Origin of the sequence: Rhodococcus sp. 3258, assembly GCF_031456475.1 — a bacterium.
Lineage (GTDB): Bacteria > Actinomycetota > Actinomycetes > Mycobacteriales > Mycobacteriaceae > Rhodococcoides > Rhodococcoides fascians.
This window is the reverse complement of the sequence record NZ_JAVDUT010000001.1, coordinates 434563-455523: the sequence shown is the minus strand read 5'-3', so window position 1 is coordinate 455523 and position 20961 is coordinate 434563. Positions and strand designations below refer to the sequence as shown.

The following is a 20961-nucleotide window of genomic DNA, read 5'->3' as shown; positions in this document are numbered from 1 at the left end:
GAACTTCCACTCACATGCGGCGAAGCCGCTCTTCCCATTATTTGCCGCAGCCGTTGAACGAACACACGGTGGGATGACACGTCCCGTCTCCGCGCGCAGCGCCCGCCGGTTGGAGGCACCGCATGGCCTGCAGGCTGCGGGAGATGCCGATTCCGGCGGTACGCAGCGCTCCGGCAACGCGATTGACGTTCATTCTCGAGGTCGGTGCGGTGACCGACAGTGCGCCGGCCAGAACAGCGTTACCGCTGAACACCGGAACTGCAACGCTCATGTAGCCCAGTCGCGTTTCTTCGACCTCGACGGCCAACTGGTCCTTACGCATTCGCTCGAGTTGCTGCGCCAGGACTGCGACCGACATCGTCGTGCGTGAGGTATGTGCGACGAAGCCCTGCGCCACGACCTCGTCGAAGACCTCTCGTGGCGAGAACGCCAACATGATCTTTCCGGTTGCCGTGCTGTACAGCGGAAGTCGTCCCGCCACCCGCGAGTTCTCGTTCAAGCCCCGATGGCCCACAATCTTCTCGATGTAGAGAACGTCGAAACCTTCACGCACAGCGAAGTGGACGGTCTCCTGGGTGGCGAGAAGCAAGTCCTCCATGTACGGCAGGGCAGCGTCGCGAAGAATGCGCTGTCGGGGGACCATCTGGCCGAGCTCGAACAGCCGCAGCCCCAATCGGTACTTCGTGCCTGCACGTTCGAGCAAACCCCATTCGACCAACTCGCCGGCCAGCCGATGCACGCTGGCTTTGGACACACCGCTACGACGGGTGAGTTCGGTCAGCGAGAGGTCGGTATTCGTACTGTCGAACGCGTCGACGATCAGCCTGGCCTTGGCCAATACCGAGGTCATGTCCGCAGTCGGCTCGATGTCCAGCGGTCGCGGACTGGTCGCAGATCGTGCGGAGAGTGCGGAAGACATGCTCACCTCTATCGTCGAAATGTCTGAACCCCCCTCGACTTCGACGTTATGCCCTTGTTCACCTTTTGTTCGGGTTTCGGGGTCCACTGGGTGAACCTGTTTCGGGATGTTAACAATTGCGGGCGACAGCGATCATTCGTCGAACAGAGGTAGAGCGTCGAAGATGTCCGGCTCTGCTGCAGCAATACTCTGAATGATGGTCGAGTAGGCGAACCAGCCCACCTTGTCCACCCCGACCGCCTCGAACGTCTGCGCCGCGATCTTGTCGTGCAACACCACCGGATCTCCGGCGGCACACGCCGCCAACTCGGCCTGCATCGACCGTTCCATCGAGACGTACCACCACACGGCCGCCTCGACGGATGTTCCCACGGTGAGGTGGCCGTGATTGGACAGGATCACGGCCTTGTTCGTACCCAGCGCCGCGGCAATTCTTACCCCTTCTTCGGCGTCGAGAGCCACTCCGTGGTACTCGTCGTACAGTGCGTGGTCCTGGTGAAAAGCGCAGGCGTCCTGGGTGATCGGCTGCAGTAGCCGGTGCAGGGACGAGAACGCTTTTCCGTGCAGCCCGTGTGCGTGCACGGCTCCGATCACGTCCGGGCGGGCTTCGTGCACCGTGGAGTGGATGACGAAGGCTGCTCGATTCAACGGTCCCGATCCGGACAGAACGGTGCCGTCGGCACCGACGTGCAACAGCTCCTCGGGCCGCACCTGGGAGAAGTGGCGTCCGAACGGTGCGGTCCAGAAGGTATCGGGATCTTCGGGGTCACGGGCGGTGATGTGGCCGGAGATGCCTTCGTCGAGGCCGAATTTCGACAATATGCGGTAGCCGCCCACTACCGCGATCTTGCGACGCGTCCGCTCTTCTGCGCTGCTCAGACCATCGGGCGCATCCGGTATCGAGGCGAGTTCGGCAATCGATGCTGCCGAGCCCGGCATCACTTGACTCCGTAACGGCCGAGGAACCGCCTGGACAGCAACCGGAGTACGCGGTCGAACAGAAAGCCCATGATTCCGAGAGTGATGATCCCGACGAACGTCCAGTCGATGCGGCCGTAATTGCGCGCCTGCCAGATCATGGAGCCGATGCCGGCATCGGCAGCGACGATTTCGGCCGACACGATGGTCAAGAAACTGTTACCCATGGCCAACCGAGCTCCGGTCACGATTCCCGGGACCGTGGACGGCAGCACGACCGTCTTCATGATCTGTAGCCTGCCTGCGCCGAGGTTCGTCGCCGCCTGCAGCTTGTTCTCGCTGATCGCCACTGTCGCAGCGATCGTACTCACGGTCACGATGAACACCGAGGTGTAGAAGATCAGGACGACTTTGGACGTTTCGCCGATGCCGAACCACACCACCGCCAGCGTGACGAACGCGATGGGCGGGATGAACCTGAAGAATTCGATGTACGGATCGAGCAGCTGGCGGACGATATTGATGCGGCCCATCAGAATTCCCACCGGCGCGCCCACGATCACACCCAGAACCCACCCGATGAGGATGCGTTGCCCGGACGCCTGAATCGATGTCCACAGGACCCCGGTGTCGGACAGTTCTTTCGCAGCCGAGACGACGGCCGCGGGCGACGCCATCGTGGTCGGTCCGTACCACCACGCCAGGAACGACCAGAGTGCGAGACCGATTGCGGCCGAGACGACGAACAGAGCAGCGGTACGCATTGCAGACTTTCCCGCACCCCACGCTCGATTGCCTCGACCAGGCTTGGCCGGCGACGCAGCCTCGGTGCGTCCTGCGATCACGGCGGTCATAGCGTGTCCTCCTCGATACCTTGATTGCGAAGCGAGGCAACCACTTCGGCTCGAATGTCGTCTCGTAGTCGTTCGTAGAGTTCTACGACGGCGGGATGATTGCGGTCACGCGGACGTGGAGCATCGACCTCGTACACGCTCTTGATGCGAGCGCTCGGACCGGCTGTCATGACGACGACACGGTCGGCCAGGGTGATCGCTTCGTCGATGTCGTGGGTGACGAACACGACGGTGCATCCCGTGCGCCGCCAGATTCCGTCCAGTTCGGTTTGGAGAACTTGACGCGTCTGGGCGTCGAGGGCACCGAACGGCTCGTCCATCAGCACCAAGCGGGGCTGATTGGCGAGTACGCGCGCGATCTGGACACGTTGCTTCATGCCACCGGACAATTGCGTCGGGTACTTGCTGCCCGCGTGCTTCAGGCCGACCATGGCCAAGTACTCGGCTGCGATACGCGCCTGTTCGGCCTTGTTCGATCCGTGCATGCGGGGGCCGTACGCAACGTTCTGGCTGACGGTCATCCACTCGAACAATGCTTCGGAACTCTGGAACACCATGCCGGCGTGGGTGTTGTTTCCTTTCACCGACTCGCCGTCGCAACTGATGTCGCCTGCCGCCACCGACACGAACCCGGCCAGGGCCGACAGCAGCGTCGACTTACCGCACCCACTCGGCCCGAGCAGGCAGACGAACTCGCCCGGTCGGATGTCGAGGTCGATGCCGCTGACCACCTCCAATTCGCCGAATCTGATGGCTACGTCGCGTGCCTCGATCGGAACGCCCTCTACTGTGTCCACACTCATCGTGATCCCTCCGTCGACCAACCGACGAGGAGCGCCGTGTTCAGGTCGGGTTGGTTGTTCATGGCACCGATCTCGGTGTAGAAATCGACCACGCTCTGGGCATCGGCAACGCTGGTCGGCGTCAAATCCTCTACTGCGTAATCGATTTCGTCGATCGACTGCACCGTCTGGGCTTCGTCGACGTTCACTGCGGTCTTCGTCGCCGCCGCCGCGGCCTGCGGATCTGCTTCGACCTCCGCCGTTGCCTCCGACAGCACGTCTCGAACGGCGCGTGCGGTGTCCTCGTTACCATCGAGCCACGACTGGGTCGTGATCGCCCAATGGTGGTAGAACCAATCGAAGTCGCCGGTGGTCGCCACGACCTTGCCGGTTCCCTGGTCGATCGCAGCGCTCGGCCAGGGCTCCCACATCACGTATCCGTCGATGTCACCGCGACTCAGGAGCGCAGGCATGTCGGTCGGGGTTGCCGAGATCATCTCGACGGAGTCGGGAGAAACACCGTTCGCTTCCAGGTACTTGACGGTCGAAATCTGGCTGAGTCCGGCGACGATGCCCAGCTTGCGTATCGATTGCGGACCGTCGACGCCGTTGCGGAGTACGACTTTGATGTATTTGCCCGACGACTCGTACGAATACATGGCACGTAGCGCCGGGTTCTGTTGGAGCTGGGCGATCGTGGTCGTGTCCGAACTACCCGCCATCTGTACCTGGCCGGTGGACAGTGCATCGACGGCTTCGCCACCTCGGCCGAACTGAACCAATTCGACGTCGAGACCGGCTTTTTCGAAGAGGCCTTGCTCGTCGGCCACGAAGAACGGCGCGTACGACGCGTCGATACCGACCGCGATGCGAATGCTGCCGGTGGAGCTCGTTGCAGCCGCGGATTCGGTCGCCGGGCGGGTGCACGCACCCGCGAACAGTGCGGTGATTGCGGCGAGTGCAACAAGACTCGATGTGGTCACTGTCGATCGTGGGGCCATGGGCGCACGCTTTCCTTACTGTGATCTGGACCGCATTCGCGGTGGTGTGAGGCAAAGCTAGTGTCGGTCCGACTGCACGCCCACCAACTCGGTCCACCGTGTGGACCCGACCGATGTCTTTAACGTGGCCGAAATCTTCGGACACCGGCGTCGATCGAATCTATCTCCCTGTTGTATCCGGCTCGTGACGTCGTAGCGGGGTCTGGTGGCCGGACCGTCGGACGTACACGTCAGCGCGAACACCGACATCATCATGTCTTCCGATACATGGGACTGCTGCCGCATCCGTGTCGACCGCACTCCACATCGAAAGGCACAACATGCTCTTGAAACGCACTTTTCCGACCGCCGGCCGGGCGCTGGCCGTCGTCGTGGCCTCGGTGGTCGTGCTCGCCGCAGGCTGCTCGCGACCGGCCACCGAAGCAGCGGCGACCGCTGATCTGGTACGGATCTCGGTCGGTGTCGATCCGTCGTACGCGCCGATCTTCCTCGCCGACAGTGAGGGAATGTTCGAAGCCGCAGGCCTCGATGTCGAGGTCATCCAGACTGAGGGCGGGGCGGCCGGTGCGCAGAACGTGGTGGCGGGAACGTCGGAGCTGTCCGGCAACGCCGATTCCACTGCGCTCACTGTCATGGCCGCGAACCCGAGCCTTCGCGCACTCGGAGTGTTCCAGGATTCGGATCGCTACTTCCAGGTCGTTCTCCGGGACGGGGTCGCACCGGCGGACATCAAGACAATGGGGGTGTTTCCCGGAATCGGTTTGTACTTCACCGATTTGTACCTGCGGAGCCTGGGGATCGACCCAGCTGCGGTGACTCTGGTGACCACGAGCCCGCCGGAGCAGCCGGCGCTGCTGGCGCGAGGTGACATCGACGGGTTCATCTCGTTCGACCCGTGGGTCGGGCAAGCGGAGGATGCCGGGTCGACAGTCGTCGCGACGACCGGTGATTTCGGCGCGAAGTACTCGCAGTGGATCATCGCATCCGAGGGTTGGCTCGCAGCCAACGAAGAACTTGCAGGCAAGGTGTTCTCGGTCATTGCCGAGGCATCTGCAATCGTCAACACCGATCCGGCTCGTGCAGCGCGGGCGGTGTCCTCGGAAATCCAGATGGATGCCGCCGAAGCGCAGGATCGGGTGTCGCAGATCGACTTCGGCGGTCGAGACTTCACCGAAGCCGACGTCCAGCAAGCGGGGAGCCTGGTCGACTTCTTCACTGCACAGGGCAAGTTGGCAGGTCCGGTCGACCCGTCAACGGTGCTGCTCAGCGGCTGGGTTTCGCAGCACGCAGGCTGACAGCGCTGCCGCGGCCTCGACACACGCGGGGCCGCGGTAGTGCCGCGCTTCCTCTCGGTCTCAGATGCTCGAGCGGAATGTCACGCGTCGTACGCGACGTAGTGCAATTCTGCGTCGCGGCGCTCGTCGTACAACGTCGTGTATGCCTTCGCAATGACGTCGGGTTCGGCCTCCGGATGACCTGCCCCGATGAGGGCGGTGATGCCGACGTGGGCAACGTAAACGCTCTTGGGTTCGAGAGCGTTGTGCAGATTCAGCACCCAGTTGCGAAGGCCCGCAGCGGCGATGTTGACGTTCCCCAGGAACGGCATCGGACTGATCGAACCGCCACCGGTGGTCACCAGGATCGTTCCGGTGCCGGCGGCGACCATGTCGGGGACGACGTCGCCGATGGCGCGGAGCGCTCCGCCGATATAGAAGTCGATCTGCGGCTGCAGGTTCTCAGGCGTCACCTCGAGCACGTCCACGGGAACGAGTGTCGGATCCGCCGGGGAGAATTCCAGCACGTCGATCGGCCCGAGGTCGGCCTTGATCCGGCCGATGGCGGCTGTGATCGTGTCGGGCCGGCTCACATCGGCGGCAAAGCCGCGAGCGCGAAATCCTTCATCGGTCAGAGTGCCGGCGAGGGTATCGAGCTTGGCCTGGTTGCGAGCGACGAGGGCGATGTCGAAGCCCTTGCGGCCGAAAGCACGAGCGATTTCCAGACCGAGGCCGGGACCAGCTCCGATGATGGTGATGAGAGGCATGTGAATCCTTTCGTGAACCGCCGAATAGGCGGTGCTGACAGGTGATGGGCTAAGTTGAGGTCGGCCTCATTTAATCCATACCCTAACTTGAGGCCACACTCAACATCTAGGAGTTGGCATGGTCGGGGAGAAAGGCCTTCGGCGAGACGCTCAGGCGAACCTGGACAAGCTCCATTCCGCAGCCCTGCGAGTGTTCGCCGAGCATGGGTTGGCAGCGCCGCTGGAGGACATCGCTCGGGAAGCAGGCGTGAGTATCGGCACGCTCTACAACCGCGTCGGATCACGCGAGGCACTCATCGACGCCGTCGTTCCCGCCGTCGCGGGCGAGAAACTCATGACGCTCACCGAGCACACACTGGCTCAGGGATCGCCCCGGGCAAGGTTGCAGACATTCGTCGACACCATGATCGAGCTTCAGCTGAGCGACCCGGCGTTGAACGACGCCATGCTCCGACGGTTCCCGAACGCGACCACGTTGATCGACGCCTGCGAGCGCTCGACGGCTCTGGGTGCGAAACTCGTCGACGAAGCACACGCCGCCGGCGTGCTCTCGACGTCGTTCACGGCGGACGACCTCATGGCGATGTTGTGGATAGCAGGCACGTCGAGCCGCGACGGGGCGGCACCGCCCGGCTGGCGTCGCGTCGTCGAACGCGGTCTCACCGCGGCCTGGACGCAATAGGACCGCGGAGCATCGGCGGACCTCGGAGGGGCGTTCGTTTCTCATTTCCCGTTCGGCGCATCGACCAGATGCTCTCGCAGAAAGCGGGTCGACAAGGCCGACCAGTGTACGGCGTTTCCCATCGCGCAGTGATCGTCGTCGGCGTACAGAACCAATTGGGCGTTCGGTGCGTCGACGGCGAGTTCGATCGAGTCACGGGTGCTGGCCAACGTGTCTGCGGCTCCATTGATCACCAGCAGTGGGATGTCGATATCCCGGTAGCGATGCCGTAGGGACATTTTCGAGGTCTTGCGCGCCAAGTCCAGGATTCCGGTCGCGCCGAGTGTGCGGATGAGCGTCGATATCATCACCTCGGGCATCCCGATCGAGTTGATCGCGCCGAAACTGCGGTGCGTCAGCGGCCCGTTGGACACCGCCACTTTCAATCGTGGATCCGACGCGGCCATGCGTGCGGCCCAATACCCACCGAAGCTGAAGCCCATCATGCCGATTCGGTCCGCGTCGATGCGCGCATCGGCTGCGAGGAAGTCGATCACTGCCGAGTACACGTTCTCGGACGCAGCTGTCATGGGGTCGTCGTACGAGTAGGTTCCGGGCATTTCCATGACGAACGTGCCCAGCCCTGCATCCCGTTGCGCCAGTAGGGGTAGCAGTGTTTCGGCAATTGTCCCTTCCAGCCCGTTCGTAACCAGGACCGTCGGAACGTGTTTCGCATTCAGCGGTAACGCGAGAATTCCGTGGACCCGGTCGGAGGTACCGGGCAGGGCGATGTCGACTACCTCCACGACGTACCCCATAACCGGTGCGAGAGCGAGTAACAGCGACTCCGACAATCGAGTCGAGCTGCGATAGGCGTCCTGGCGTCGCGGCGTCCCGCCCGGCCATGCGGCGACGAAGTAGTACACCAACGCCTTGATCAACCCGTCGACAGCGACCGCCGCGTCGGATGCGTCGGGGTGCTCGGCGATGAAGCGTGCGGTTGCGTGTGGATCGGCTACCGTTCCGCGGTCGGCGAGGATCGACGCCGCTGGGGCGAGTGCGCCACCCAATTCGGACAGTACCGCGCCTGTCGGAGGATCTGTGTCGAGCAGCCGAGTACTCACGGGCGCATGCAACCGTGACAAGGCCGCATCGGCGCGTTCGAGGTGCTCGGTGGCGAAAGTCGACCAGTAGGAAACCCACCTGTCGTCCTCGAAGGAGCGGCATCGAGCCAACTGGCCGCGGAACTCGTCATCGGGTATGCCGCCGAGGTGGGTGAAACGGTCCACGAACAGGCGAGGCAGAAACGGCGCGACACCGCCTCTGTGCGAGGCCCTTTCGGTGGTGTGGGTCAATGCTCTCGCGCTGACTCGTGCCCGCTGTCCCCATTCGAAGATCGACGCCATCGTGCTGCTCCCCGTCCCTTAACGCAGATCAATCTGCTTTAGACGCACGGTAAGGCGCTCGATCGGTAAATGCAAGACTTTCTGCTTTAGCCTTGGGGTGTGGAGCACACACCTACCGATCCTCGAATACGGCGGCGACCCGGCGGTCGAGCCGCGCAGGTGACGGAAGCTGTCCACGAGGCTGTGCTCGCTGCCGTCGTGGAGGTCGGTGTCGACAAGGTCGGCATTCCTGATATCAGTCGACGGGCCGGAGTGCGTGACACCACGATCTACCGGCGGTGGGGGACACGCGAAAACCTGATTCTCGACGTCATGCTCACCGGGAGTGAGCGGATTCTTCGGGTGCCCGACACGGGCGCGCTGAAGGACGACTTGATTGCATTCGCTACTGCGCTCGACGAATATCTCGCATCTGCACTGGGGCAGGGCCTGATTCGAGTGCTCGCCTCGATCACCGACTCGCCTGCCACCGCAGAAGCACGCACTACGTTCTGGTCGCAACGGTTGCGGTCCGTACAGGTGATCATCCATCGCGCGGTCGAGCGTTCCGAGGTGCCAGCTGATGTCGATGCCGGCCTCGCGATCGAGCTACTGATTTCACCGATTCACTTCCGCCATCTGCTGACCCGGCAACCATGCGACCGCGAGTTCATCGACAGCCTGGTGAATGCCGTAATAGGTTGCTGCCAGTGTGCTCCGGCAGATGCGACGCACGAGTGATCGCAGCTAACCCAGGACGGTCCCGGTCGACTCGGTGTTGAATTCTCTTCGGCGAGAAAAGGACCCGAGATCGACCTTCACCCCGGTGTGAGTTCCCGTGTATACGACGGGGTCGACGTCGTGGTCGTGTCCGGCCTCGACCCTCTCGATCAGAGTTGTCAGCATTCGGCCGACGACGGGTGCATTCTTGAACTGATTCCCGCTGGTGCCCATGGCAACGTAGAAGCCTGCCCGATCGGTCCGGTCGTAGATCGGGGTCCAATCCGAGGCGGCGTCGTACACGCCGGCAATTCCCTTGGGCTGGAACGGGACCGACAATCGAGGTAGACGCCGAGCGGCTCTGGTGACCTGCGCCTGGAAGCGCGCGGCAGTGCGACTCGGGTTGGCGCTGTCGGGGTCGTCGATCCATTCCAGGGGGTCGCATTCCGGTTCGGTACCGCCGATCAACAGGCCCCCGCCCCGCTCCGGTCGCATGTACGTGCCCAGGTCCAGATCGGCGATCATGGGTCCGAGACGTGCATCCTGGTTGTAGCCTTCCGGTGCAGAGACGTGGTGGACCTCCTGCCGCAGGGGGCGTACGTCCACAGTGAAATCGCTACCTACCCCCGCCATTGCGTTGAGTGCGCCCGACCAGGGGCCGGCTGCATTGACCACTATCGGGGCTTCCACGGTATCTCCGTTGTCCAAGTGCACGATCCACCTCTCGGAGACCTGCTGCTCGATACGAACCACCCGTGTCCGGAAGGTAAATCGGGCCCCAGCAGAGGCCGCAGCAGCTCCCAGGTTGGCCGCAGCGAGTCGAGGGTCGTCGACAAAGCCTGCCTGCGGCGTGAACACCGCTCCGAGCGAGGTAGCAGCATCTGCGTAGAAAGCGTCGCTGTCAACAGGTTTCGGCGGAAAGTAGGAGCCGACATCGATTCCAGGGACTCGATCGCTCAGAGTCGTCGAGTTCCAGAGTTCATATGCGACGCCGATTTCGTCGAAGAGTCGGACCGTTCGCTCGCGCGGGGCCAGGTCCACATCGAGAAACACCATGCCGCACTCGTGGAAGCGGGCCAGGTCGGTCGACGCTGAGTTGCCCAGGTGCTCCGGCCAGTTCTTCCAACACTGAGCGGACTCCCATGCCGTAGCCATACCGTCGAAGGTCGAATAGTTGAACCGAATGATCGCGCTGGAAGCGCTGGTGGATCCGAATCCCGGCCCACCTTCCTTGTCGACCACCAGAACTCGATATCCGCGTGCAGAGAGTTCGTAGGCAATGGAGTTGCCGATGACCCCCGCTCCCACGACTACCACGTCGGTCGATCGGGGCACCGTTCCTCCAGATGATTCGGTCGCGTCGTTGTCCGGAACGTGGTTTTGTTGCACAACAACAGTTTTGCTGAAGCCGACGGGCGACGCTATCGACATCTGTGAACACTTCGGCCACCCGCAGCGCATCTCGTGTAGCGCATGCCGGAGGTCACGGAACCGCCCGCCCGGACGACGCTTCCCGGGCCGCAGTCAGCGACGTCAACTTCAATCCCAGATGCAAGGTAAGTCGATCATCGCCGTTGTCGAGACTGCACTCGGTGATCTGCTCGATGCGTTTGAGTCGTTGGTAAAGGGTCGCACGATGAATGCACAGCTGGTCTGCTGTTCGCCGAATATCGCAGGCGTTGTCGAAGAACGTGTTCAACGTGCTCACGAACACGTGCTGCCGGTCCGCTGCCTCGAGTACCGACACCGGAGAATTGCGTGCAGCACTGGCGATGTCGTCGTTGGACATTCGTAGGAGAGTGTCGTAGGGGCCAAGATTGCCCCATCGTGCCATGTCGCCGAGCGAGGGGACCAGCAGCGCGGCGCGAACCGCCGTGAGAGCGTGTCGATAGGCGCGAAATATCAGCCCAGGTTCGTTCACGACGTCACTGGTGCCGAGTACGAACCGAGTGTTGTTTCCGCTCAGCTGCCGGAAACGAGAAGTCGCACGCGTGGTGACGGACTCCAGCTGATGCGGTGTCAACGGTTCCGTCGTCGCGAGCAGCAACCATATTCGCGGTTTCTCCACAGCGATCGAGCCGGTGCCGCTCGGGAGAGCCTGTAGCCCCTCCTGAATCGCCACTTCCATTGCTACGTCGTCCGATGTTTCGGCAGGGTTCGCACTCTCGCGCTGTGCTGCGACGACCTGATAGTGGCCAGTGTGCTCCGCTATCACTTGCTCGGCGAGCGCGTCCTCGACTGCCTGCTTCCTGACGTCGTCGGCCGAATCGACGAGGTCACGCAGAATTGCCGCACGACGCTCGTTCGATCGCTCGCGAACCAGAAGGCGTTCGTACAGAACGATTCCCGCTCGCATAGCGGTGTTCTCTGCCTTCTGGATATCGGACGCGGTGAGAGGATTCTCGGCGGAGTCGATGAGCCAGAGAAAGCCCAACAGAAGACTCTTGCACCGCACAGGAACACAGAGCCTTTTCTGGCTCCCGGGCACATCGGGTTGGGCGAGGCCGGGTTCGATCCACGTACCGATGCCGGAAGCGAGCAGGGGGCGGGAGACTTCCTCCGGTACCGCTCGGTTCAGGATGGAGGTGATTCTCAGCGAGTCTTCGTCGCCGAAATGTCGACTTGCTGCGAGTAGGCGAATCGAGGGGTCGTCGATGGCCACAGAGCGGTGAAGCTGCGCGGCCAGGTCGTCGACGAACGTCTGCAGATCGTCGATGGGCATGACACCCTCCTCACGACGTCGATGGGCTCCACCAAATGTTAGAGCAGCCACTGCACACGATTACCGGACATGGCACTCCTTCAGGTAGCTCAAGAACGACGCCTGTACACCGGTCACGTGCGTCTCGTCGAGCATCGAGGTCGACACGACGTCGGCGCGTCCTTCGGCTCGCAATTCCTCGAGTGCGCGCAGGACGTTTCGAGCCAGACCGCGGTAGACCGGGACATCCCCCCACAGTTCCACCTTGTTCAGGGTGACGTGGAGACGAGGGTCGCGCTCGTCTCTCTCCGGAAGAGCGCGGATCAGTTCGAACAATTGGCTCTCGGCACTGCTGATTCCTGGAGTTCCCGCACCGACCGTCGCGAACGGTGTTCCGCCGCGAAGCCATGCGTAGAGCGCGAAGAGGCCACCGTACGAGTACCCGAACAGGCCGTGACCGTACTCGCTGACGCGCAGGCGCGATTGCAGTAGAGGGTGCAGCTCCTGAACGAGGAAGTCGAGGAAGGCATCTGCGTTGCAGTCCGAGATCTGCGCTATGTACGCATCGATGTCCGTCTGGCTCATCGTGCCTGCTTCGCGAGCCGACTCCAGCGCGGCTACGACGTCGTCGCCGATCGGTTCTCCGGGCGGAACGAGGTCTCGGTTGCGGAGCTGCGACCAGTCCGACGCCTCCTGACCGGCGTAGCCGACGGTGATCTGGATGTAAGGCGCGATACTCAGAAACGGATCCTTCTGCGTGACGATCAACGGTGCCGTGAAACCCACTGTCCAATTGCCATCTAACACATAGATCAGGGGCACCGTGTCGGTGGATTCGGCGTATCCAGGAGGTGTGGTGATCCACACCGCGTAATCGAGCCCGGACCGGGACGTTACTTGGATGTACTCGGTGTCGGGAAGGCAACCGTGCAATATCGTGCTCATCGAATGTCCTTTACTGTCGAACCGCTTTTGACTACGAGAACGGCCATTTCCGGATTTGCAAAGACGCTGGGATCTTCGAGGGGATCGCGCTGCCACACCGCGAGGTCGGCTCGCATTCCGACGCGCACCATTCCGACGGTGTCGCCCACGCCCAGAATGTCCGCGTTGACGCTCGTCGCAGACACCAAGGCCTGCATCGGTGATTCCAGCTCGGATCGCACGCGCAATTCTTCGCCTCTCCGTTGCTGGTTGGGGCCGATGAGGTCGGAACCGAGACCGATTCTCAAACCGCTCGCGCGAGCGATCGCGAGGGCGGCTTCCATGCGCTCGCGGATTCCGGCCGCCCTCGACGCAGTCACCGGATTCACGTCCGTCACTTCGTCGTTGGACAGCAGATCGAGGACGGAGAACGTGGGGACCACGGCGACGTCGTGTTCCTTCATCGAAGCTGCTGTCTGCTCGTCGATGTCGGTTCCGTGTTCGATGCAGCGCGCGCCGGCCTGTATCGCGTTGCGGATGCCTTCTTTGCCGTGCGCGTGGACCGTGACGTAGGTACCGCGGGCAGATGCTTCCTCAACGGCCACTGCGATTTCCTCGACGGTGAACTGAGTATCGGAGAGCCGGTCGTGGCCGCCGACCACCCCGCCGGTCACACACAACTTGAGGAAGGTGGCACCTCGGCGGAACGTTTCTCGAACGTTCTTCCGAAGTTCGTCGGCATTGCCCGACATCAACGACAACGCGCACAGTCCGGGGATGTGATGGTCCGTCCACATGGCCGTCGGTTCCCACTCGGCACCGTAGTACCCGTGCCCGCCCACCTGGCATTGGACGGGTCCGCACGACAAGACATGTGGACCACGTACCTTGCCCTTGGCGAGAACGCCCACGACGCCGCCGTCGATGCCGCCGGTATCACGAACGGTCGTGAATCCGGCGTCGAGCGCGAACCCCGCCGTTGTGAAAATGTCGGCAGCAACCTCTGCGGCAGACAGTTCGAACCCGAACTGCGCGCGGATAGGGCTGGACAGGCCGAGGTGGACGTGTGCATCGATCAGGCCAGGGGTCAGTAGTCTGCCGTCCAGGTCGACAGTCGTCGCACCCGCCGGAGCGCTGCCGACCGCGGTGATGATGCCATCCGTCACGCACACATCCACAGCGGATGGTTCTCTACCGGAACCGTCCGCGACTCTTCCTCCTGCGTACCACGTCTCCGTCACACAACCTCCCGGTCTTCGTCTCGACCGATGTCTCCGAGGCACGCCGACATCGGCGCGTAATGTTGGGCCGTCGAATACATCATGGTGTCTAGTCGCCGGAACCGACAGTGACCGTGCGATGCGACTTCGGCGACCTGCAATCGACAAACGTCGTGTCTACGTCTTCGATTCCGGTATTCCGCGCCACAGGACGGGAAGAGCGATCACGGCGATCGCCGTTGCGTAGAAGGCCGGTGACAGGGTGTTGCCCGTCGCGTTCACCAGTGCCTCGCACACCAACGGTGCCGTACCGGCGAAGAGTGCATAGGCCACGTTGTACGGGAGTGCCGTACCCGTGAATCGTGCATGTGTGGGCATCATTTCCAGAACCGCGAGAAGGGCGGAAGCCAGCAACGCTTGGACGATGACCAGGGCCAGCAACGCAAGTGCGATCGCAACGATGTTTCCCGTTCCGATGAGTAGGTAGCTCGGTATCGCGACGAAGATCGACGACACCATGCCGATCCGGACGAGTGGCCGCCGGCCGACTCGGTCCACCGTGGCTCCGAAGTAGACGTACAGGGGAACTGCCACCACCAGTGCGCTCGACGTCAGTAACAGAGCAGTCGTGCTCGAGACTCGAGCCGCATGAACCAGGAACGTCGGCATGTAGCCGATCAGCATGTGAGTGGCAACGCCCAGCGCGGCGAAGTAGACGAACGCGGTGATCAGGGACTGCCGGTGATGGCGGAGCAGATCAGCCATAGGACGAATCGGGAGAGATTCTTTTTCCTTCATTTCCGTGAAAGCCGGAGTTTCCTCGACAGCAAGCCTCAGAAACAGGCCCGCAAGTGCGACAATTCCGCCGATGACGAACGGCCAACGCCACCCGCCATTCAGGAAATACTCTGCACCAACCGAATTGAACGACAGGACCGTCACCGTTGCGAAGATGCTTCCGACGAACGACGAGCCGGCGATTATCCCCGCGTACAGGCCGCGACGGTGGTACGGCGCATGTTCGACGACAAACGTAGCTGCTCCGGTGTATTCGCCTCCCGCCGAAAATCCCTGTACCAATCTGCAGACCAGCAACAACAGCGGTGCAGCGGCACCGATCGATGCGTACGTGGGAAGCAGGCCTATTGCGGCCGTCGAGCACCCCATGAGAGTGATGGCCAGTGAGAGCGATCCCCGTCGACCGAATCGGTCACCGAGTCTTCCGAAGAAGACTCCACCTGCTGGTCTGGCCAAGAAGGCGACTCCGTACAGGGCAAAGGTGGCCAGCAGTGCGCCACTCCCGAATTCCGCCGGAAAGAACACTGTCGCGAGAACAACAGCGCTGAATCCGTAGATGGTGAAATCGAACCATTCGACGATATTTCCTGTTGCACCGGCAATCAATGCTTTCCGACGAGTGAGCGACAGTGCTGTCGACCCTTCTGCCGGGGTCTTGACGGGAACATCGGCTGCACCGGTCATCGCAGTTCCTTCGGTGGTAGGTGGACATCGTGCAACGACGGCGGAACTCCGAAGTATCCTGGAATGCACGTGAGAAAACCGTTGCTACACAGTCGAACTCACGAGGTCGGTTCGACACGAGGAAAGCCTATGGCAGGCAACCTGGGCTGCGACATCGTCATTTGTTCACGGTAGCCGGGTGAAACCGCGGCACGTGTCGCATACGAATCTGCGCGGGGATGGCGACAGTCGGCGTCAGCTCGGTCCGAAACGCTCTGTTCGGATGTTCGCTGCCGAGTGACCGCGCGCCACCAACATGTCGGCAACGGTGTCGACGAAGCTCGTGGGCCCGCAGATGTAGCAGCGCGGCTCGAACTCCGCCGGCCATCCGTGAGCGTCGATGTCTTCCAACGTGATTCGACCGAGTGGCCGTGTGCTGCCGGCAGGAGCGCGCCGCGTGTGGATCATGGTGACGTCCACTCCCGCCGGCGGGTGAGCCCACTCGTCCGCGAAATAGACCTCCGCGGGTTCGCGCACGGAGTACAGCACCCGGAAGGGCACCCGTCCGCCCGTCGCGGACGCCTGTGCGCGAACCATGGCGCGGAGCGGGACGATGCCGGAACCACCACCCACCAACAGAATCGGCGGAGACGGGGTCTCCGACGGTTGGGGCGGCCGCCAGACGAACCATCGGCCCACCGGCCCTCGAATTTCGATGCGATCGCCGACCTCGACGGACTCGACCAAGTAGGGCGACACCTCGCCGTCCGCGACGTTCTGTACGGCGATCTCGATACGCGTCGTGCCGTCGGGTGCCGAGGCCAAGGAGTAGCTGCGCTGTGCGCTGTAGCCGTCCTCGGCGGTGAGCTTGACGTCCATGTGCTGCCCGGCGAGATGGCCGGGCCAACCGTCGACGTCGAGAACAAGGGTGGACGCGGTGGGTGTCTCACGCCGCACGGCCGCAGCCGTGGCAACGAGCCAGGGTTTTGCTCCAGCCGTCACGGCCACGTCAGTCGCCCTGGTAGCGCTGCTCGCGCCACGGGTCTCCGTAGTCGTGGTATCCACCGCGCTCCCAGAAACCTTGTTCGTTCTCCAGGGTGAGCTCGATGCGTGAGATCCACTTCGCCGATTTCCAGAAGTACAGATGAGGAACGAGAAGCCGTGCCGGACCACCGTGTTCGCGAGCCAGGGGAGCGCCGTCGAATTCGGTGACCAGCCAGGCCTTCCCGTCCCTGAGATCCTCGAGGGGGAGATTGGTGGTGTAACCGTCGAAGCCGTGCACCACGACGTACCCGGCATCGGTGTCGAGACCGTCCAGCAGAACGTCCAGACTCACGCCCTTCCACGTGGTGTCGAGCTTCGACCACTTGGTGACGCAGTGGATGTCGACGGTCGGAGTCTCGTGTGGAAGTGCCGCGAATTCGTCCCAGGTCCAACTGCGGGTGTCGCCGCGTTCGGTGGTGACCGAGAACGACCACGTGTCGGTCGCGACCACGGGCGCAGGCCCGATCGCGAGGACGGGAAAATCCTTGGTCAGATACTGACCGGGGGGAGTGCGCCCGTCGTCGCCGCGTCGTCGGCCCACGAAGCCCTTCGAGATCAGTGCCATGGTGAAGAATTGTGCGCTCGTTGTCGGGAGTCTGACAAGTCGGGTGACGGTGTCGGCTACCTGCGTTTCGGCGGGAGCGCGTGGGATCGATGCGGAGTTCGCTGTGCTTCGTACCGGTACGGTCGAGGTGTGGACACTTCTATCGTCGACGCACCATGTGGTGCGGCATGAGTATTTCCGCCGACGACCGTGCATTTCTGGCGCGTGCTGTGGATCTGGCGGCGGCCGCAGTGCGTACGGGCAACGATCCGTTCGGTTCGGTGCTGGTGTCGGGTAGCGGTGAAGTGCTTGCGGAGGACCGCAATCGCGTCGGCGATCGACACGATCCCACCCAGCACCCCGAGATCGCTCTGTCACGGTGGGCTGCGACCAATCTGAACCCCAGTGAGCGACGATCGTCGACGGTATACACCTCCGGTGAGCACTGTGCGATGTGCGCGGCGAGCCACGGAATTGTCGGGCTCGGACGTATCGTCTACGCCACCTCGACAGCCCAATTGCTCACGTGGCTGGAAGAATTCGGTGCTGCGCCGCTCGCGATCACGCCGCTCACCATCACGCAGGTCGTGCCGGGAGCAGTGGTCGACGGGCCGGTCGCCGAGTTCATCGACGCTGTCCGTGACCTGCACAGGCAACGTCACACGTCCACGGCGTAGCTAAGGGTGAGCGAAATTTTCGAAGGCCGCCGAACGAGAACGTCCACAACGGCACTCGTGATGACCGGTGGTATCGGTGTTGCACTCGCGTGGCTCCAGTGTCTTCTGATCCGTCAGCAGTTCGCGGTGGGATTGTGGGTCATCGTGGTGGCCGTCGTGGCCACCTGTCTCGTCGCGTCCGATGCCAGAAAGCATGTAGCCGTAGGAACTTCGCTCGGTGCAGTGACCGTGGTCGCTCAGGTCGCCTGGTTGGTGACGCCCTTTCACGCGCTGTGGGTCGTGAGCGCAACCGCGGGGACTGCGCTCGGGTTCTTTCTGCTCGGATCGGCGTGGGCGGGCTCCTCGGATGGCACTCGCCGGGTGGTTCTCGCCGTACCGGCCGGCCTCGCTGCCTCGATTGCGTTGGTGGTTTCCGCAGTGACGATCACTACGGCCGCCAGTCCGGCGCCGCTGGTTCGAGCGCTGCAGTCGTTGGGGCAGAGCAATTCCTTCGTTTCTGCCGCGCCGACAGCGACGTCGGTAGTGAACGGGGCAGGTCGCACCAGTGACATCGAATACGGCTCGACGCTTCCCAATTCGTTTCTCGACATCTACATCGCCGACAACGATCCGTCGGTCAGCCGTCCCACGTACGTCATGGTGCACGGCGGGGGATGGATAGCGGGGGACAAGGCCGACGGTGATTCCGAACTCGGCGCGGACGACCCGTACTTCGCGTCGGGGGCGGGCCCCGTACTCGACGCCGGTTTCAACCTGGTGTCGGTGAATTATGCCTTCGCACCGGAATACCGTTTTCCCACACAGACGATCCAGCTGGGTGAGGCTCTGCAGTTCTTGGAAACGAACGCCGACCGATACGGCTTGGACATGAGCCGCGTCGTGCTCGCCGGAAGCAGCGCGGGTGGTCAGATCGTGGGTAGCTACGCCAATGTTCGGACCAACCCCGACTACGCACGTGCGCTGGGCATCGAACCCACGATGGATCGAAGCGCTCTGAAGGCCTTGGTGTTCGACAGTGCAGTCCTCGATGTGGGGAGGGCCGGCTCACCGCAGTCTCCGAGTCCGTCGAACGGCTTTCTGTACGACATCGGTGCACGCAGCTACCTCGACACCACCGATTCCGATTGGCTTGCGCGCGCAAACGTCACGAAGAACGCCACCTCCGACTTCCCGCCGAGCTTCATCACCGACGGCAACACCGGCACCTTCCCCGATCAGGCGGCCGAACTGAGCGCGAAGCTGGACAGAATGGGCGTCGCCAATCGCTTGAATCTGTACAGCAAGAACGAGGTGGCCCTCCCACATGCGTTCATGACCACGGGCTCGCAGTGGACCGAGGAGTACAACCGGCTCAGGATCGAGTTCCTCCGCGGCATCGTCGGATAGCAGAGCAGAGCAGAGCAGAGCAGTCGCTGACGCACTCGACTGGCCGCTACTGCACTGGCAACCGCACCCGGCCGACCGAACCGGAAACGGTGGCCAACCGCAGCCTCATTTCGTCTTCTGAACCGGGGGCGGCTGTCATGATGACGATTTTCAGCTCCGCGTCTCCGTCGGTGAGTACGTCGCAGTCGACGGTGATCGGTCCGACGGTCGGATGGTGGACCACTTTGTGATCCTCGCGATGTGAACCGACAGCACCGACCGACCACAGAGACTCGAATTCTGGACTGCCGGTGCGTAATTCTTCGATCAGACCCCTCAGTCTCGAGTCTCGGGGAAACCGCCCGGTGGCCCGCCGAAGGTCCGATACGACTGCTGCGCGGACCGACCCGTCGCCGCCGGACGGCGTCACCGGCCATGCGGACATTCCGGGTGCATCCGTGCCGACAGGGAAACAGTCACGAGCGAAGTTTCGCTTCGAGGGTGAGACGGACGACGGATCACCGACCAGCGCGGCCCAACTCCGGTTCCACCAGAGCAGTTGCCAATCGGCGGCGAAGACGGCAACCGCACCCTCGTCGAGTCGGCCGACAACCCGCCTGACCCCAGGCGGGATGTGGTCGGAAATAGTCCCGTCGGCCGGCGGAATGTGGCCGGCCAAGCGGTAGAGATGGTCTCGCTCGGGAAGAGTCAGCTGGAGAGCCCGCGCCACGGACGACACCACCTGCACCGACGGTGTCGTCGCTCGTCCCTGTTCGAGCCGCACTACGTAGTCCACGGAAATGCCCGCGAGATCGGCGAGGTCCTCGCGTCGGAGCCCCGTGGCCCGTCGAGAGCGTCCGGTCGTCAGTCCGACAGCATCGGGTGAGAGTCGATCACGCCACGATCTGATCGTCGCGCCGAGTCCGTCCGTTGTCGAGGTCACGACTCCATTGTCACTCTTCGAGCGGGTGTGAGGGTGGTACCGATTGTCCTACCGTCCAGGCGTGCCTGGAACACGCGCCTGTCGACCTGAACACTGGGGCCATGACCATCACATTCATCACCGGAGCAAACAAGGGCCTCGGTTACGAAACCGCGCGCCGACTGATCGATCAGGGCCACACCGTGATCCTCGGAGCACGTGACGCCGAGCGGGGTAGGAATGCCGCAGCAGCGTTGGGTGCTCGGTTCGTTCGGATCGACGTCACCGATGCCGAATCCGTCGCATCGGCAGCGGCGGACGTGGAACGGCAGGAGGGGGTTGTCGACGTACTGATCAACAACGCGGGCATTCCCGGACCGCACAGCGCCATCGAAGAACTGACCGCCGAGGATGTGCAGTCGGTACTCGATGTCAACGTCCTCGGAATCGTCCGCACCACAACAGCATTCCTTCCGCTACTGCGCCGCTCCACCGATCCCGTCATCGTCAATGTCAGCAGTGGAATGGGTTCGTTCGCGGCGACACACGATCCGTCTCGCGTCGAATCCAGCGTGATTGCTCCGGCCTACACCGCGTCGAAGTCGGCTGTCACGATGTTGACGACGCAGTATGCTCAGGGCCTGAGCGACATTCGCATCAATGCCGCCGATCCGGGCTACACCGCAACCGAATTCAACGGAAACAGCGGGCCGCAGACCGTCACCGAGGGGACCGACGCCATCGTGCAGCTCGCCACCGAAGGGCCCGGCCACGGATCCGGGCGGTTCATCGACCGCCACGGAACCGTCAGCTGGTGACCTG

General features: G+C 62.8%; 21 protein-coding genes. 6 read left to right on the top strand and 15 right to left on the bottom strand.

Annotated elements, in window-relative coordinates; genetic code table 11:
• Window positions 1–37: 37 nt before the first annotated feature.
• The 5 genes from J2X62_RS02035 to J2X62_RS02015 all read right to left on the bottom strand — a co-directional run bounded on the left by J2X62_RS02035 (window position 38) and on the right by J2X62_RS02015 (window position 4474).
• Window positions 38–850, bottom strand: coding sequence for an IclR family transcriptional regulator (locus J2X62_RS02035; RefSeq protein WP_179275106.1), 813 nt, complete (start codon window positions 848–850; stop codon window positions 38–40).
• Between the two features lie 201 nt (window positions 851–1051).
• Window positions 1052–1858 carry a class II aldolase/adducin family protein gene (locus J2X62_RS02030; protein WP_310176887.1) on the bottom strand — a complete coding sequence of 269 codons (807 nt, stop codon included), beginning with the start codon at window positions 1856–1858 and terminating at the stop codon, window positions 1052–1054.
• On the bottom strand, window positions 1858–2691 hold the full coding sequence (locus J2X62_RS02025; RefSeq protein WP_032385606.1) for an ABC transporter permease: 834 nt from the start codon (window positions 2689–2691) through the stop codon (window positions 1858–1860). The genes J2X62_RS02030 and J2X62_RS02025 overlap by 1 nt, the downstream gene beginning before the upstream one ends.
• Window positions 2688–3494, bottom strand: a complete 807-nt coding sequence (locus J2X62_RS02020; RefSeq protein ID WP_032385605.1) for an ABC transporter ATP-binding protein — start codon at window positions 3492–3494, stop codon at window positions 2688–2690. Before J2X62_RS02020 ends, J2X62_RS02025 begins: the two co-directional genes overlap by 4 nt.
• The gene (locus J2X62_RS02015) at window positions 3491–4474 is read right to left on the bottom strand and encodes an ABC transporter substrate-binding protein (protein ID WP_094718621.1); all 984 of its coding nucleotides are present in this window, start codon (window positions 4472–4474) and stop codon (window positions 3491–3493) included. Before J2X62_RS02015 ends, J2X62_RS02020 begins: the two co-directional genes overlap by 4 nt.
• Before the next feature lie 320 nt (window positions 4475–4794).
• On the opposite strand from J2X62_RS02015, the gene J2X62_RS02010 reads away from it, so the two are divergent.
• The gene (locus J2X62_RS02010) at window positions 4795–5769 is read left to right on the top strand and encodes an ABC transporter substrate-binding protein (RefSeq protein WP_057473837.1); all 975 of its coding nucleotides are present in this window, start codon (window positions 4795–4797) and stop codon (window positions 5767–5769) included.
• 80 nt (window positions 5770–5849) lie between these two features.
• Here J2X62_RS02010 and J2X62_RS02005 read toward each other — a convergent pair whose 3' ends face one another.
• Window positions 5850–6515, bottom strand: coding sequence for an SDR family NAD(P)-dependent oxidoreductase (locus J2X62_RS02005; protein WP_222057559.1), 666 nt, complete (start codon window positions 6513–6515; stop codon window positions 5850–5852).
• Between the two features lie 118 nt (window positions 6516–6633).
• On the opposite strand from J2X62_RS02005, the gene J2X62_RS02000 reads away from it, so the two are divergent.
• A complete protein-coding gene (locus J2X62_RS02000; RefSeq protein ID WP_222057561.1) occupies window positions 6634–7197 on the top strand; it encodes a TetR/AcrR family transcriptional regulator in 564 nt (187 codons plus the stop codon).
• A 41-nt stretch (window positions 7198–7238) separates the two neighbouring features.
• Here J2X62_RS02000 and J2X62_RS01995 read toward each other — a convergent pair whose 3' ends face one another.
• Window positions 7239–8582 carry a S9 family peptidase gene (locus J2X62_RS01995; protein ID WP_222057563.1) on the bottom strand — a complete coding sequence of 448 codons (1344 nt, stop codon included), beginning with the start codon at window positions 8580–8582 and terminating at the stop codon, window positions 7239–7241.
• Window positions 8583–8681: 99 nt separating this feature from the next.
• Here J2X62_RS01995 and J2X62_RS01990 point away from each other — a divergent pair, with 99 nt between their 5' ends.
• A complete protein-coding gene (locus J2X62_RS01990) occupies window positions 8682–9302 on the top strand; it encodes a TetR/AcrR family transcriptional regulator (RefSeq protein WP_310176864.1) in 621 nt (206 codons plus the stop codon).
• A 6-nt stretch (window positions 9303–9308) separates the two neighbouring features.
• Here J2X62_RS01990 and J2X62_RS01985 read toward each other — a convergent pair whose 3' ends face one another.
• The 7 genes from J2X62_RS01985 to J2X62_RS01955 form a co-directional block, all read right to left on the bottom strand.
• Entirely contained in the window at window positions 9309–10616 is a 1308-nt protein-coding gene (locus J2X62_RS01985) for an FAD-binding oxidoreductase (protein WP_283548594.1), read from the bottom strand.
• Window positions 10617–10764: 148 nt separating this feature from the next.
• Window positions 10765–12003, bottom strand: a complete 1239-nt coding sequence (locus J2X62_RS01980; RefSeq protein WP_167325232.1) for a CdaR family transcriptional regulator — start codon at window positions 12001–12003, stop codon at window positions 10765–10767.
• 60 nt (window positions 12004–12063) lie between these two features.
• Window positions 12064–12927 carry an alpha/beta hydrolase gene (locus J2X62_RS01975; protein ID WP_283548595.1) on the bottom strand — a complete coding sequence of 288 codons (864 nt, stop codon included), beginning with the start codon at window positions 12925–12927 and terminating at the stop codon, window positions 12064–12066.
• Window positions 12924–14072 (bottom strand): amidohydrolase family protein, encoded by a 1149-nt coding sequence (locus J2X62_RS01970; protein WP_228139171.1) that lies wholly within the window; start codon window positions 14070–14072, stop codon window positions 12924–12926. Before J2X62_RS01970 ends, J2X62_RS01975 begins: the two co-directional genes overlap by 4 nt.
• 231 nt (window positions 14073–14303) lie before the next feature.
• Entirely contained in the window at window positions 14304–15608 is a 1305-nt protein-coding gene (locus J2X62_RS01965) for an MFS transporter (RefSeq protein ID WP_167325230.1), read from the bottom strand.
• A 234-nt stretch (window positions 15609–15842) separates the two neighbouring features.
• Window positions 15843–16589: a ferredoxin reductase gene (locus J2X62_RS01960; RefSeq protein WP_283548596.1), complete on the bottom strand. Its 747-nt coding sequence runs from the start codon at window positions 16587–16589 to the stop codon at window positions 15843–15845.
• A 7-nt stretch (window positions 16590–16596) separates the two neighbouring features.
• The gene (locus J2X62_RS01955; protein ID WP_032401208.1) at window positions 16597–17196 is read right to left on the bottom strand and encodes a sulfite oxidase-like oxidoreductase; all 600 of its coding nucleotides are present in this window, start codon (window positions 17194–17196) and stop codon (window positions 16597–16599) included.
• Window positions 17197–17363: 167 nt separating this feature from the next.
• On the opposite strand from J2X62_RS01955, the gene J2X62_RS01950 reads away from it, so the two are divergent.
• Window positions 17364–17852, top strand: coding sequence for a nucleoside deaminase (locus J2X62_RS01950; protein WP_283548597.1), 489 nt, complete (start codon window positions 17364–17366; stop codon window positions 17850–17852).
• Between the two features lie 60 nt (window positions 17853–17912).
• Window positions 17913–19238: an alpha/beta hydrolase gene (locus tag J2X62_RS01945; RefSeq protein WP_310176846.1), complete on the top strand. Its 1326-nt coding sequence runs from the start codon at window positions 17913–17915 to the stop codon at window positions 19236–19238.
• A gap of 46 nt (window positions 19239–19284) precedes the next feature.
• Here the strand turns inward: J2X62_RS01945 and J2X62_RS01940 are convergent, their stop codons facing one another.
• The gene (locus J2X62_RS01940; protein ID WP_310176843.1) at window positions 19285–20160 is read right to left on the bottom strand and encodes a helix-turn-helix transcriptional regulator; all 876 of its coding nucleotides are present in this window, start codon (window positions 20158–20160) and stop codon (window positions 19285–19287) included.
• Between the two features lie 101 nt (window positions 20161–20261).
• Here J2X62_RS01940 and J2X62_RS01935 point away from each other — a divergent pair, with 101 nt between their 5' ends.
• A complete protein-coding gene (locus tag J2X62_RS01935; protein ID WP_310176840.1) occupies window positions 20262–20957 on the top strand; it encodes an SDR family NAD(P)-dependent oxidoreductase in 696 nt (231 codons plus the stop codon).
• Window positions 20958–20961: the final 4 nt, after the last annotated feature.

What these genes read in the sequence shown, in the direction of transcription:
- J2X62_RS02005 (WP_222057559.1), bottom strand. Translation starts at nt 6,515, where the DNA reads ATGCCTCTCATCACCATCATCGGAGCTGGTCCCGGCCTCGGTCTGGAA.
- J2X62_RS02030 (WP_310176887.1), bottom strand. Translation starts at nt 1,858, where the DNA reads ATGCCGGGCTCGGCAGCATCGATTGCCGAACTCGCCTCGATACCGGAT.
- J2X62_RS01980 (WP_167325232.1), bottom strand. Translation starts at nt 12,003, where the DNA reads ATGCCCATCGACGATCTGCAGACGTTCGTCGACGACCTGGCCGCGCAG.
- J2X62_RS01945 (WP_310176846.1), top strand. Translation starts at nt 17,913, where the DNA reads ATGACCGGTGGTATCGGTGTTGCACTCGCGTGGCTCCAGTGTCTTCTG.
- J2X62_RS01965 (WP_167325230.1), bottom strand. Translation starts at nt 15,608, where the DNA reads ATGACCGGTGCAGCCGATGTTCCCGTCAAGACCCCGGCAGAAGGGTCG.
- J2X62_RS02025 (WP_032385606.1), bottom strand. Translation starts at nt 2,691, where the DNA reads ATGACCGCCGTGATCGCAGGACGCACCGAGGCTGCGTCGCCGGCCAAG.
- J2X62_RS01950 (WP_283548597.1), top strand. Translation starts at nt 17,364, where the DNA reads ATGAGTATTTCCGCCGACGACCGTGCATTTCTGGCGCGTGCTGTGGAT.
- J2X62_RS02020 (WP_032385605.1), bottom strand. Translation starts at nt 3,494, where the DNA reads ATGAGTGTGGACACAGTAGAGGGCGTTCCGATCGAGGCACGCGACGTA.
- J2X62_RS01975 (WP_283548595.1), bottom strand. Translation starts at nt 12,927, where the DNA reads ATGAGCACGATATTGCACGGTTGCCTTCCCGACACCGAGTACATCCAA.
- J2X62_RS02035 (WP_179275106.1), bottom strand. Translation starts at nt 850, where the DNA reads ATGACCTCGGTATTGGCCAAGGCCAGGCTGATCGTCGACGCGTTCGAC.
- J2X62_RS02010 (WP_057473837.1), top strand. Translation starts at nt 4,795, where the DNA reads ATGCTCTTGAAACGCACTTTTCCGACCGCCGGCCGGGCGCTGGCCGTC.
- J2X62_RS01955 (WP_032401208.1), bottom strand. Translation starts at nt 17,196, where the DNA reads ATGGCACTGATCTCGAAGGGCTTCGTGGGCCGACGACGCGGCGACGAC.
- J2X62_RS02000 (WP_222057561.1), top strand. Translation starts at nt 6,634, where the DNA reads ATGGTCGGGGAGAAAGGCCTTCGGCGAGACGCTCAGGCGAACCTGGAC.
- J2X62_RS01995 (WP_222057563.1), bottom strand. Translation starts at nt 8,582, where the DNA reads ATGGCGTCGATCTTCGAATGGGGACAGCGGGCACGAGTCAGCGCGAGA.
- J2X62_RS02015 (WP_094718621.1), bottom strand. Translation starts at nt 4,474, where the DNA reads ATGGCCCCACGATCGACAGTGACCACATCGAGTCTTGTTGCACTCGCC.
- J2X62_RS01935 (WP_310176840.1), top strand. Translation starts at nt 20,262, where the DNA reads ATGACCATCACATTCATCACCGGAGCAAACAAGGGCCTCGGTTACGAA.